The organism is Martinezella lusitana (genome assembly GCF_010668395.1).
GTDB lineage: Bacteria > Pseudomonadota > Alphaproteobacteria > Rhizobiales > Rhizobiaceae > Rhizobium > Rhizobium lusitanum_A.
This window is the reverse complement of sequence record NZ_WUEY01000002.1, coordinates 1-13,154: the sequence shown is the minus strand read 5'-3', so window position 1 is coordinate 13,154 and position 13,154 is coordinate 1. Positions and strand designations below refer to the sequence as shown.

The 13,154-nt window shown below is 62.1% G+C and carries 7 protein-coding genes and 1 pseudogene; 5 read left to right on the top strand and 3 right to left on the bottom strand.

All coding sequences use genetic code 11. The features are described 5' to 3' along the window. Positions 1-1,482, bottom strand: coding sequence for a cytochrome P450 (locus tag GR212_RS04045; protein ID WP_348643437.1), 1,482 nt, complete (start codon positions 1,480-1,482; stop codon positions 1-3). 364 nt (positions 1,483-1,846) lie between these two features. Between GR212_RS04045 and bcsN the strand changes: the two genes are divergently transcribed. From bcsN to GR212_RS04020, 5 genes are read left to right on the top strand one after another with little or no spacing between them, the layout of a single operon-like run. Next, positions 1,847-2,833 carry a cellulose biosynthesis protein BcsN gene (gene bcsN, locus GR212_RS04040; RefSeq protein WP_163985182.1) on the top strand — a complete coding sequence of 329 codons (987 nt, stop codon included), beginning with the start codon at positions 1,847-1,849 and terminating at the stop codon, positions 2,831-2,833. A gap of 57 nt (positions 2,834-2,890) precedes the next feature. After that, positions 2,891-5,080: a UDP-forming cellulose synthase catalytic subunit gene (gene bcsA / locus GR212_RS04035; RefSeq protein WP_163985181.1), complete on the top strand. Its 2,190-nt coding sequence runs from the start codon at positions 2,891-2,893 to the stop codon at positions 5,078-5,080. Further along, complete coding sequence (locus GR212_RS04030; protein ID WP_163985180.1) at positions 5,080-7,590, top strand: cellulose biosynthesis cyclic di-GMP-binding regulatory protein BcsB; 2,511 nt, start codon at positions 5,080-5,082, stop codon at positions 7,588-7,590. Before bcsA ends, GR212_RS04030 begins: the two co-directional genes overlap by 1 nt. Further along, positions 7,587-8,636 (top strand): glycosyl hydrolase family 8, encoded by a 1,050-nt coding sequence (locus GR212_RS04025; RefSeq protein WP_163985179.1) that lies wholly within the window; start codon positions 7,587-7,589, stop codon positions 8,634-8,636. Before GR212_RS04030 ends, GR212_RS04025 begins: the two co-directional genes overlap by 4 nt. Further along, positions 8,633-11,059, top strand: coding sequence for a cellulose synthase (locus tag GR212_RS04020; RefSeq protein ID WP_163985710.1), 2,427 nt, complete (start codon positions 8,633-8,635; stop codon positions 11,057-11,059). The genes GR212_RS04025 and GR212_RS04020 overlap by 4 nt, the downstream gene beginning before the upstream one ends. Positions 11,060-11,570: 511 nt before the next feature. Here the strand turns inward: GR212_RS04020 and GR212_RS04015 are convergent. Both GR212_RS04015 and GR212_RS04010 read right to left on the bottom strand, forming a co-directional pair. Further along, positions 11,571-12,932: an NAD-dependent succinate-semialdehyde dehydrogenase gene (locus tag GR212_RS04015; protein WP_163985178.1), complete on the bottom strand. Its 1,362-nt coding sequence runs from the start codon at positions 12,930-12,932 to the stop codon at positions 11,571-11,573. A 102-nt stretch (positions 12,933-13,034) separates the two neighbouring features. Further along, a pseudogene (locus GR212_RS04010) lies at positions 13,035-13,154 on the bottom strand (Gfo/Idh/MocA family protein); the annotation flags it as partial.

Below are 13,154 nucleotides of genomic sequence, written 5' to 3'. Positions count from 1 at the left end.
TCATCCCCGGCGCCTGTGGAGCGTCACGGGCATGCCGTCGCGCGGGCGCAACGTCAGGCGACACTGCGGCTGGACCTTGTGCCCTTCCCTGATGCGCACCCGAAAACGCTGGGCAAGGATCGCCAGGCAGAGGATCGCCTCGGTGAGACCGAATTGCAGACCCGGGCATACGCGCGGCCCGGCTGCGAAGGGAATGTAACTGTAGGGCGTCGGCCGCGCCGCGCCCAGGAAACGCTCCGGGTGAAACCTGTGCGGCTCGGGAAACAGCGTCTCCGTGCGATGCAAGATCCATGGCACGATCATGACGAGCGCGGCCTTGCGCACCTTCACGCCGCCGATTTCGTCGGCCTCGGCTGCCTGCCGCGCCAGAATCGGCACAGGCGGATAAAGGCGCAAGGTCTCCTCGATGACCGCCCGGCACCAGTCGAGCGCCGGAACGTCGTCGATCGACGGAACCCGGTCGCCGCAGACGGCCTCGATTTCCGCATGAATTGCCGCCTCCACCCAAGGCGCACCGGCGAGCAGATACCAGGCCCATGTGAGCGTCGCGGCCGTGGTCTCATGGCCAGCCATGAAGATCGTGGCCGCCTCGTTTCGCAACGCCACGACATCGAGTTTCAGTTCGGGATTGCGCTGCTGTCGGCGGATCAGCAACTCGACCATCGAGCTGTTATCGCCCTTGCCGGCCAGATGCTCTTCGATCACCTGATCGATGATGCGATGGATGCGTTTGACCGACCGGCTCAGGCTCGGCGTCTTGATGATCGGCAACCCCTCGTCGAAGCCGAGAAAATAGCCGAGATTGATGGAATCGACCAACGACTGGTAGCTGGCGAAACCTTCCGTCACGGCGTTGGCGCTTTCCTCGCCGAGATCATTGCCGAAGACGCTGCGAGAGATGATCTCGGCCGTCAATCCCGCCATCTCGAACAGGGCATTGACCTCGGCGCCCTCTCCGAGGCTTTGCCAGCGATCGGCAAGCTCGCTTGCCGTATCCTGCATGATGGCACCGAAAGCCGGCACGCGGTTTTTGTGCACGATGTCGGAGACCAGCGGCCGGCGCTGCTTCCACGTCTCCTTGTCAGAGATAAACAGCCCGTCTCCCAGCAGATATTCCAGCGCCCGGCGCATCTGCGGCGTCTTGCGCTCGAAATTCTCGTGGCGCTTGGCGACCACATAGCGGACGGCATCCGGCGAATTGACGATGATGAGCTGACGGCCGAGCAGCTTGAATTCCGCCACATGCTCGCGGTAATCCGACCGACGCCAGATGGACAGAAAGTCGCTGCGCGCCTGCAGCATGAGTTTTAGCGGCTGGCCGGGCTTTCCGTTGTAATAGGCGGCATGAGCCGGCTCGAAATATCGTGATGACGGATCGGTGCGTTCGACGATTTCGGTTTTCTGATCAAGCCAGGCCAGCATAGCGGTGCAGAACTTTCGCGCCTTGCGGCCGGTGACAATGTGAAGGCGGCCGAGTGTCACGACGCCCGGTCGAACTCACTATATTCATTTCGCAACCGCAGAAAAGCCCCGCTTTGGTGAAGCGGCGACCTTTCTGCGCCCCGAAACACCTGCCTTCGCGTGGGCGCTTTCCGGCATCGGCAGCCCCTCCAGCCTCTGGCGCCTGCGGGCCGCCAACCATGCCTCTCCTTTCGCGCCATCAGTCCGAGAGGCCGCGTTCGGCATGGTTTCTTGGTCTCTTCCGGCACGCCGACGACCTGAAGTTAACCCTTGGTTAACCATAATCACCTTTATTCGCCATATCGAATACAATGACTTGATTCCCGGAACCGGCGCGCAATTTGCCGATAAATGTGACCACAAACGATTGTCGCGATCCCAAAAGATGCACCCTATAAGAACGATAGCGCTGATTGGCCTGGCTTGCCTCGGAACCGGTTGCACGACAACCGGCCAGGTGCATCAGTCGATCGGCGTGGAAACCGTCTCCAGCGACAAGGCGTTGGCTTTCCCGCCGCCCGGCGGACCGGCGATCGTCAATATCGTCGAGCGCAAGCATGCCAAGGATGTGGAGCAGACGATTTCGCTGTTCACCTCCTCTTCGGTTCCCGGTCAGAATTTCCTCAAGGTGCAGTTTCTCGGCATAACCGGCTCGAATCCCGGGCTTGGGAGCAGGCCCTTCAACACGATCAGCGAGGGTGCGATTGCCCGTGAAATGGCCGCCGCGGTACCCGGCGTAAGGCTCGCCCGCTCCGCAGTTCTCGTTCAGAACAGCTACGGCCCGTTCGGTTACGCGTCCGGCCAGAGCAGGACGGGCGACACCTGCCTCTATGCATGGCAGCAGGTGAAGGCCGGCTTCGCTCCGTCGCAGGAGCAACGCAATTTCGGCATGGTTCAGGTTCGCATACGGCTCTGCGATGCCCGTGCGACGGAGCGCCAGCTATTGGGCACCGTCTATGGCTATACGATCGCCGGACACTTTGCCGGTGCCGCGTTGAACCCGTTCGGCGGACCACGCAGCGCCGACGCCGTGCTCGGCAAGCCCGGCGAGATGGTCTATCCCGACGCAACGCCTTATCGCACCGCGCCGATCGACATCGGATACCAGAACCGCCCGGCCGCAATCCGGCCGGCGATCATCCGCAGGCCGGCCGTGATACAACCCCAGCCGCAGATTCAGCCTACCCTGCCGCCGATGATCGGCCCGCGTATACCGCTGCCGGATGGACAGAGCGATTCCTCACAGACGAATGGCGCCGGCGGACCGACATCGATGGTGCCGTCGCCACCACCTGTAAATACAGCGGGCAATATGATCGTGCCTTTACCGGACTGTAACCGAGAAGCTGCCATATCTGGGGTATGCCGCTAAGCGGAACCACCTCGGGGCGCCAGGATGGCGTCTGGCAATACCTTTGAAGGGACATCGATGCAGACCGCACGCAGCATCTTGATATGGGCCGTGATAGCGCTATGCGGCGTCGTGCTGATCACGCTTCCCGTCAACCTTCAAACTCAGCTGATTGCCAGCACCGTGGTCGTCACCATGATGGCGATCATCAAGATCCTCAAGCGCCAGGGCACCTGGCGGCTGGTTGCGCTCGCCTTCGGCACTGCCATCGTCTTGCGCTACGTATATTGGCGGACCACCAACACGTTGCCGCCGGTCAACCAGCTCGAGAACTTCATTCCCGGCCTGCTGCTTTATCTTGCGGAAATGTACAACGTGGCGATGCTGATGCTCAGCCTCTTCATCGTCGCCACTCCTCTGCCGCCGCGCACGACGCGCGCATCCGAGACAACGCATTTCCCGAGGGTCGATGTCTTCGTGCCGTCCTACAACGAGGATACCAATCTTCTTGCCAATACGCTCGCCTCCGCCAAGGCGATGGACTATCCGGCCGACAGGCTCAAGGTCTGGCTGCTTGACGACGGCGGCACCGCGCAGAAGCGCAATTCGACCAAGGTTCTGGAATCGCAGGCCGCCATCGCGCGCCATGACGAACTCAAGCAGCTCTGTGCCGACCTCGACGTCGAATATCTGACCCGCGAGCGCAACGAACATGCCAAGGCCGGCAATCTCAACAACGGATTGCAGCATTCGAGCGGCGAGCTTATCGCGGTCTTCGATGCCGACCATGCGCCTGCGCGCGACTTCCTGCGCGAAACCGTCGGCTATTTCGAGGACGACCCCAAGCTCTTCCTCGTCCAGACGCCGCATTTCTTTATCAATCCGGATCCGCTGGAGCGCAACCTGCGCACCTTCGACAGCATGCCGAGCGAGAACGAGATGTTCTACGGCATCATTCAGCGCGGCCTCGACAAGTGGAACGCGGCCTTCTTCTGCGGCTCTGCCGCCGTGCTCAGCCGCAAGGCGCTGGAATCGCAAAACGGCTTCAGCGGCATCAGCATCACCGAAGACTGCGAAACCGCGCTGGCGCTTCACGGCGCCGGCTGGAACAGCATTTATGTCGACAAGCCGCTGATTGCCGGCCTGCAGCCGGCAACCTTTGCCAGCTTCATTGGCCAGCGCAGCCGCTGGGCCCAGGGCATGATGCAGATCCTACGCTTCCGATTCCCGCTGTTCAAGCGCGGTCTGACGCTGCCGCAGCGCCTTTGCTACATGTCCTCGACGCTGTTCTGGCTGTTTCCGTTTCCCCGTGTGACCTTCCTGTTCGCGCCGCTCTTCTACCTCTTCTTCGATCTTGAAATCTTCACCGCATCCGGCAGCGAATTCCTCGCCTATACGCTCGCCTACATGCTCGTGAACCTGATGATGCAGAACTATCTCTACGGGTCCTTCCGCTGGCCGTGGATTTCCGAGCTCTACGAATATGTCCAGACGGTGCATCTGCTGCCGGCGGTCGTTTCGGTCATGCTCAATCCGCGCAAGCCGACCTTCAAGGTCACGGCCAAGGACGAGTCGATCGCCGTCAGCCGGCTTTCGGAAATCAGCCGTCCGTTCTTCGTTATCTTCGCGGTTCAGATCGTCGCACTGGCGGTCACCATCTACCGCGTCTATGCGGAGCCCTATAAGGCGGATGTTACGCTCGTCGTCGGCGGCTGGAACATCATCAACCTCATCCTTTCCGGCTGCGCGCTGGGGGTTGTTTCGGAGCGCGGGGAGCGCGCCTCTTCAAGACGAGTGAGGGTCGATCGCCGCAGCGATTTCGGGATCGACGGTCGCTGGAATTCGGCGTCGATCGAGGATGTTTCCGTCCATGGCGCCAGGCTGAACGTGTTCAACAAGGATCTCGAGCAGATCAAGGTCGGGTCGGAAGCGACCATACGCTTCCAATCGTATAGCGGCGCCGAGATGGTGACGCTGTCGGTCGTCGTGCGCAACATGGAGCAGATGGGGGATATCACGGCCATCGGCTGCCAGTATATTCCAAAAGGTGCCGCCGATCATCGCCTGATCGCCGACCTTGTCTTTGCCAATTCCGATCAGTGGACGAAATTCCAGCAGGCACGGCGCCGCAATCCCGGCATCATCCGTGGCACCATCTGGTTCCTGAGCCTGTCGCTTTACCAGACCAGCCGCGGCCTGATCTATCTTTTCAGAGGCGTTGGCTCGGAGCGCGCGCAGCAGCGGCAGGATGCGAAGGCGAGAAGCTGATGAACCGCATCCTACCTGCCCTTATCCTTCTCTTCGGCGCCGCCGCCGCACAGGCGCAGACGACGCCTTTCGACATGTCGGGTGAGCGCCCGAAAGGCGAACCGCCGACAGTGCCGCAGATTATCGCTCCGCAAACAACGATGCCGCAGACTGCACCGCCGGTTACGGCGGCACCTCCGGTCGTCGCCCCGCAGACCGTTGCACCGCAGGCTGCGGCTCCTCAGGCAACCGCGCCTCTGGCGACAACACCGCCGCCAGTCACGCCACAAGCGGCAACGCCGCAAACGACCGTCACGCAAACCGGTACACCCGCTGCCCCGGCTAAGGCGCCCGCACAGGTCGCGCCGGGCGCGACAGCCGCGGCAACCGGGTTGCGTCGCTATGTCGTTCCCTTCGCGAAATTGCGCCTTGAGGGTGAAGCCGATCGCAAGTCCTGGTCGATCTATCTGACCCCCGAGCAGGCAGCGGCACCCGCGAAATTCAGCTTTGCCTATCAGAATGCGGTCGTCGTCGCGCCCGAGGCATCGCAGCTTACGGTTCTCATCAATGATCGCGTGGTGCACCAGCAGCAGATCGGCTCGTCCGACAACGAATCCAATGTGAGCTTCGATATCCCGCGCGGGCTCTTGCAGCCGGGAGCCAATCTGCTCACCTTCGAGGCGGTACAACGCCACCGCGTCGACTGCGACATTCCGTCGACCTACGAGCTCTGGTCCGATCTCGATCCTGCCAAGACCTATCTGAGCTTTGCCGGACGCGAGGCGGAGAAACTGTCGACCACGGACGCAATCCGCGCGATCGGCGTCGACGATGTCGGCAAGACCCGGTTCAACCTTGTCGTGCCGGCGCTTTCCCAGCCCGGAACGACCAAGCCGATCCTGCGGCTCGCACAGGGGCTGGCACTGCTCAGCGGAATGCCGAACGAGACCTTTTCCTTCGGCACGGACCAGCTGCCGCCTGGAGGTCCCGGCAAGATGACCGTCGTGGTCGGCACGCCCGCGGAGTTGCAGCCGGTATTTGCCGTTCCCTCTTCGGCCCAGAATGGGGCGTTGGCGACATTTGCCACCGATCCGCGCAGTGGCCAGCAACTGCTGCTCGTCAGTGGCCCCTCCTGGCAGGCGATCTCCTCGGCGATCGATATGGTCGTCTCGCCGACCGACCGCGACCCCGATAGCCGCCGCGATCTCCTGGTGACACAACGCTGGAGTGCGCCGGACGCGCCTTTGATCTATTCCGGCACCAGCCTTTCCTTCGAACAGCTGGGCGTCAAGACGACGGAATTCTCCGGGCGGCATTTCCACACCAGTTTCAACGTCGCCATTCCATCCGATTTCTATGCGAATGCCTATGGTGAAGCCACGATCCTGCTCGACGCTGCCTATGCCGAAGACGTGCGGCCGGGCAGCCATATCGACGTCTATGTCAACGGCAGCATCGCCACGACCAAGCCGATCACCGCAACGGGCGGCGGCATTTTCCGGCAATTGCCGATCCGCATCACCATGCGTCATTTCAAGCCGGGCCTGAATACGGTGACGCTTGAGGCCATGCTGATGGCCGACGAGGACACCGCCTGCGCGCCCGCGGCGACATCCAACACAACGCCCCGCTTCGCGCTGTTCGACACCAGCCAGTTCCGCGTCCCCGATTTTGCCAGGGTCGCGCAGCGTCCGAACCTCGCGGCCTTTGCGGGCACCGGCTACCCCTACAATCGCGATGCCGAGCCGACCGCTCTGTTCATCGATCGGGCGGATGCCGACACGCTGTCTGCGACCGCGACGCTGCTCGGTCAGATGGCGCTCGTCGCAGGGCACCCGATCACGCTGGAGCCGACCGCCTCGCCAAGCACGGTTGGTACCCGCAACGCCCTGTTCATAGGCTCCGTCTCACAACTGCCGTCGACAATTCTGACGCAGATGAACATCACCGCATCGAGCCAAGTCGCTTGGCGGCCGCCTGCTCCCGGGCAAGGAGGCACGCCGGAAGCGTCCGTGACGATTGCCGATTGGCGCTCACGCGTCAGCGGCGGGCTTTTACAGGGACAGATGGAGCGTTTCCAGCAATGGATGCATCGCAATTTCGATATCACGCTGAGTTCCCTGCGTTTCATACCCAGCTCGGAGCAGGTGTTCACACCATCGAACACCAATACCTTCCTGATCGCGCAGGAAGCCAATCCGACCAATGACGCAACCTGGACCGTCGTGACCGCGCCGAGCAGCGGAGACCTGCGCACGGGCGTCGAAGCGATGACGGCGCAGAGCACATGGTCGCAAATCGGTGGCCGCATAACAGTCTATTCCGGCAAGACCGGAAAGATCGATACGGTTCCGGTCAGCCGGTTCACATTCGTCATGTCCCAGCCCTGGTCCCTGACCAATTACCGCCTGATTGCGGCGAACTGGCTTTCCAGCAACATATTGTCCTATGCGCTGCTGTTCGTGGCCGGCTCCTTCCTGCTCGGTATCAGCACCGCAAGCGTTCTCTCCAAGATCGGCAGGCGCGAATGAGTGTCCGGCGCTCCTTTCTTGCGATCTGCAGCGCCGCCATCCTCGCGGTCGCCCAGCCGGCAGCCGCTCAGCATGCGGCGCTCGATCCGCAAGCCTGGACTGACTACAAGACGAAGTTCCTCGATACGAACGGCCGCATCATCGACAACGGCAACGGCGGCATCAGCCACAGCGAAGGTCAAGGCTACGGTCTGTTGCTGGCCTATCTCGCCAACAATCAGGCCGATTTCGAGCAGATCTGGTACTTTACGCGTACCGAGCTTTTGCTGCGCGACGATGGCCTTGCCGTCTGGAAATGGGATCCTGCCGTCACGCCGCATGTGACGGATACGAATAATGCCTCCGACGGCGATCTGCTGATCGCCTATGCGCTGGCACTGGCGGGATCGGCCTGGAACAAGAAGGATTACCTGCAAGCCGCCGCAAACATGGCAAGAGCAATCCTGTCCCGCGTGGTCGTGAATGCCGCGGGGCGGACGCTGCTCATTCCCGGCGTGGACGGCTACAGGGCGCCGGGCCGCAAGGACGGCCCCGTCATCAACCCGTCCTACTGGATCTTCGAGGCTATTCCCGTCATGGCGCTGCTCGCCCCGTCCGATCGCTGGCAGAAGCTGAGCGACGACGGGCTCGCCCTGCTGCGTTCGATGCAGTTCGGCCCGCGCAAACTGCCCGCCGATTGGGTCAGCCTGCGCGCCAAGCCGACACCTGCCGACGGGTTCGACGCAGAATTCGGCTATAATGCCGTCAGAATCCCGCTCTACCTCGCGCGCGCCGGCATTGGCGACAAAGCTCTGCTCGCACGCCTGCAGCAAGGCATGACGGTCGAAGGCGACGAACCGGCGACCATCGACCTGGTAACGGGCAAGCCGAAAGACCTGCTTTCCGACCCCGGTTATAGAATTGTTAACGATGTTGTGGCGTGTGTGGTGAGTGGAACGAAACTGCCCGCATCGGTTCGGCAGTTCGCGCCATCGCTTTATTATCCGGCCACCTTACAGCTCTTGAGCTTGGCTTTCATCACGGAGAAACATCCGGAGTGTTTATAAAGTCGACCTTGATCATGGCTTTTGTGGCCGTCGCCGTGGCGGGATTTACGCTCGCGACGAAAGATCACGACTCGCCCGAAGACAAGATCAAGCTGGCGAAATCCAGACGCATCGATCCGCAAATCACGCTCGCCGCCGATACAACGCAGGGTGGCATCCTGGGACAGCCGGTCGATCTGCAAACGCTTGCGGACCATATCCAGGCAACCGCGCCGTCGTCGGTCCTCTCCGATCCGCCGACGACGCAGCCATCATCCGTCGTCGCGTCCGAATCGGTCGCACAGGCGGCGCCCGCGCAGCAGACTGCGCAGCAGCCAACCCCGCAACCGGCGACGCCGCAGCCGGCACCGGCCCAAGCCGCCGGCAACGTGCCCAAGGTGGATGAAAGCGCATTGCGCTATTTCGCCAGCCGCGGCGACAAGGCCCGACTCCAGGCCGAAATTTCGCGGCTGCAGACACTCTATCCGAACTGGACACCCCCTGCCGACCCGCTTGCCATTCCGCAAAACAGCGACAAGCAGCTGGAGGCCATGTGGCAGTTCTATTCAGAGGGTCGCTATGCCGAAGTGCGCAAGGCCATAGCCGATCGCCAGGCGGCCGATGCCGGCTGGCAGGCGCCCACGGATCTTCTGGAGCGTCTCGACATAGCAGAAGCGCGCACGCGTCTCGTCAACGCCTCCGATCTCAAACAATATGCGACGGTTATCGATATCGGCGCCAAAACGCCGAGCCTGCTGACCTGCAGCGATATCGACATCCTGTGGCGGGTGGCTGAAGCCTTCATCCGCACAGATCGCGCAGCGCGAGGCCAGGACGCCTACAAGTATATTCTGAAGACCTGCACCAATCCGCAGGAAAGACTTGCGACCGTCCAGAAGGCGTCTGCCCTGCTGCCTTACGAGCCGATGCAGGATCTTCTGGCGCTCGAAAAGCCGGATGGCAATGGCGGTCGGGAGTTCGACAGCATACGGACCGATCTGGCACGCCGTTTCGTCGCCCAGGGCAATGACGATCCGAAGCTGGCGGTCGCGCAGGATTATCTCTCGCAAGTCGAGCGTGTCGCACGCAGCCAGGGTCTGGCGTCGGACGATTCGCTCCTCGGCTGGTACTATCTGCGCCGCGGCAACTACACGGACGCCGAACAGTGGTTCAAAGCCGCGCACGAGAAGGAAGACTCCGCAACGATCTCGCAGGGCCTTGCCCTGGTGCTGATCGCCGACCACAAGCCGCAGGAAGCCGAGGACGCCATGTACAAGTGGCGCAACGAGTCGAAAGACGCCATGGCGACCTATCTTGCCGCGACCGCCAATCTGATGGCCCTGCAACCGCCCGCCAATCTCAGCGAGGATATCCTTGGCCGCATCGCCGCCGAGGTCACGAAGCAGAAATACGTGCCGACGGCGCAGCAATTCGGATGGTTCGCCCGCTCGATGAATCAGCCGCAGGCGGCGGCAAGATGGTTCGAAACGGCTCTGCGCTGGAAGCCAGACGACGAACCTTCCGCCTACGGGCTTGCCATCACGCGCAATCAACTGAACGACCGTCAGGGCGTCGCCGAGGTTCAGCGGCTGTGGGCCGGGCGTTCGCAGCGCATCGCGGTCCTTGGCGAACCTGCGCCGCGCACGCCGGTCTACGCACCCCTGCCGTCTCCCAACCAGCCCGCGCAAGCGACACCTCAACTGCTGCCCCAGACGGCACCGCAAATGACGCAGCCGGGTACGCTGCAGAGCGCGCCGCCGATGGTTTCGCAGGTCGCGCCTGAGCCCCCCATAGCCCAGTCCTATGGCAACACGCAGATCGCCGCACAGCCGGTTGCTCCCGGTCGCCGCGCCCCTTCGCCGGACTATGCCGCGCCGGAAGCCCGTGCCCGGACAGTGACCCGCGCGGCCCGCCAGCCGGCTGGATGCACCACCACCGCCAATGCGGAGCTGCTGACACCGGGCAATGCACTTGGACGCGGCTGGTGCCTGATGAACCTCAATCGGCCGATGGAAGCGGTGGAAGCCTTCGGCGTCGCGCTGAACAATAGCGATCCCAAGTCGCGGGAAGAGGCCGCCTACGGTCAAAGCCTTGCCTATCTGCGGGCCGGACTGGCGAACAACGCAGCCGTCGCGGCAACCAAGGCACCGATGAACCATCAGCGCGCGGCCGAACTTCAAGTGGCCATACTGGCCGACCGCGCGCTCTCGGCGTTTTCAAGCAAACGCTACCAAGAGACACTGCTCTACCTCGACCAGCGCGCACAGCTGCAACAGGAGCGCGTCGATCTCATGGTGCTGCGCGGATACAGCTACCTCAATCTCAAAATGTACGACGATGCCGAGCGCATCTTCACCGCGGTTGCCGCAACCGGCAACCGCGACGGCAGCCGCGGTCTCAGGGACCTGATGCTTGCGACCCACCCGCAGCCGGGAGACTACTGACAGCAGCGGCTTGGGGATCAGGCGGTTGACGGGGAACACTTCGGCAAGACGCTTCGCTGCTTCGACATTGACGACAAGCGTAAAATCCAAAGGAATCCGGCGGAAACAATTGCCCGGTTGCTCAGCACCTGTACGCTGGGCGTAACTACCTGCCTCGCGATGAGAAGATATGACAGGCCACTCATCCCGATTTTTTCCACCTCAGATCACAAAGAAATTCGGGGAAGCACAGACGCCGTTGGAATTCGGCAAGCGCCTGAACAACCATAAAGCCGCCGCGCAGTTTTGCACGGCGGCTTTATGGTATTTGCATATGGCTTGCGACGTTGTTCAACGTGGCAGGCAAAGGTTCGACGAGTGCTTTTCCAACATCCGCACGGCCCCCTTCACGGCGGGGCATCAGGTCATCCAACCGCGCTTGAAAGCAGACTGGCGGGCTCCGCAATCAACGCCGCACCCGAAAGGAAGCGCTGCGACGAACTCGAAAAGCCCCGATGACAAGGCAGGAGCCTCAGGCTCCTTTCCATACGAGCTTTGCGTTCGTCAATTCCCGAGCGCCAAGACCTCCGAGCTCGCGGCCGAAGCCCGATCCCTTGACGCCACCGAAAGGCGCGCGGGGATCGGATCGGACGAAATCGTTGATGAACACGGCACCAGCCTCGATCCGCGAAGCGACGCGTTCGGCTCTTTCGGGGTTGCCGCTCCAGACGGTGGCGCCAAGACCATATTCGGTATCGTTGGCAAGATCGATCGCTTCCTCCTCGCTCTTGAAAGTGAAGAGCATTGCGACCGGCCCGAAAAACTCCTCGCGGGCGACCGGAGCATCATGAGGAAGATTGGAAAGCACCGTCGCTTCGTAAAAATTGCCCGGTCCCCCGATCGGCTTGCCGCCGGCCAGCAGCTTGGCGCCGGCCGCGATCGCCTCATCGACCTGACGCTGCACGGTATCGCGAATATCCCTGCGCGCCAGCGGCCCGAGCTTCGTTTCCGACTTCATCGGATCGCCGACCGGGATCTTTTTCACGGCTTCGACGAAAGCCGCGGTAAAACGCTCGGCAATCGACTCCTCGATGAAGAACCGCTTGGCTGCGATACAGCTTTGGGCATTGTTGGAGTAGCGTGAAACGACCGCCATCTGCACGGCCTTGTCGAAATCCGCATCGGCAAAAACGATGAAGGGATCCGAGCCTCCAAGCTCCAGCACGACCTTTTTACCGAGCGCGCCTGCCTGCTCCGCCACGGAGCGCCCAGCCTGCGTGCTGCCCGTTACGGTGACGGCGGCGATGCGCGGATCACGGATGATCTGCGGCGCGCGCCGGCGGTCGATGACAAGATTCGTATAGAGGCCAGCAGGAGCGCCGGCATCCAGGATCAGCTTCTCGATCGCTGCCGCAGACCCCTGCACGCTTTCCGCATGCTTGACGACGACGGTATTGCCGACCAGCGCGGCCGGGATGAAGAAGCGCAGCACCTGCCAGAACGGCAGATTCCAGGGCATGACGCCGAATATCGGGCCGATAGACTGATAGACGATCTTGCTCGGCGTGCCTGGAATGGCCTCGTCTGCGATATAGGCAGGGCCGTCGCCGGCGAAATGACGGGCGCCGAAAGCCGATTTCTTCACTTCGCCCACCGCTTCCGCCAGCGGCTTGCCCATTTCCGATACGATCAGGGCGCCGTATTCTTCCGCGCGACTTTCGAGGAGGTCGGCAAGTCGGATGAGGAAGGCGGAGCGATCCTCGATCGGCGTCTTCGACCAGCTCTTCCAGGTATCATGGGATTGCTGCAGCAGCCGCTCGACCTCGGAATCACTGTGCTCCTCATAAGTTCCGATGAGTTCACCGGTCGTCGGATTGTAGGATTGAAAGCTCATTTTCGTTCTCCTCCGAACATCGTTCATCACTGACGTTAAAAACCATGGAGACGCGATCGACAGCGGCCCCGCGCCCGGTCGCCGTCTCGAAGACGCGTCTCCTTATCTTGCGGCGAGCGATGGGACGTCGATCCATCGGCGTTCTGCCCAGCTCTTCTGCGCCAGCTCGGCCAGCTGCACGCCCTTGGCGCCCTCGCGCAGGCTGTACCGCCACGGCGCGTC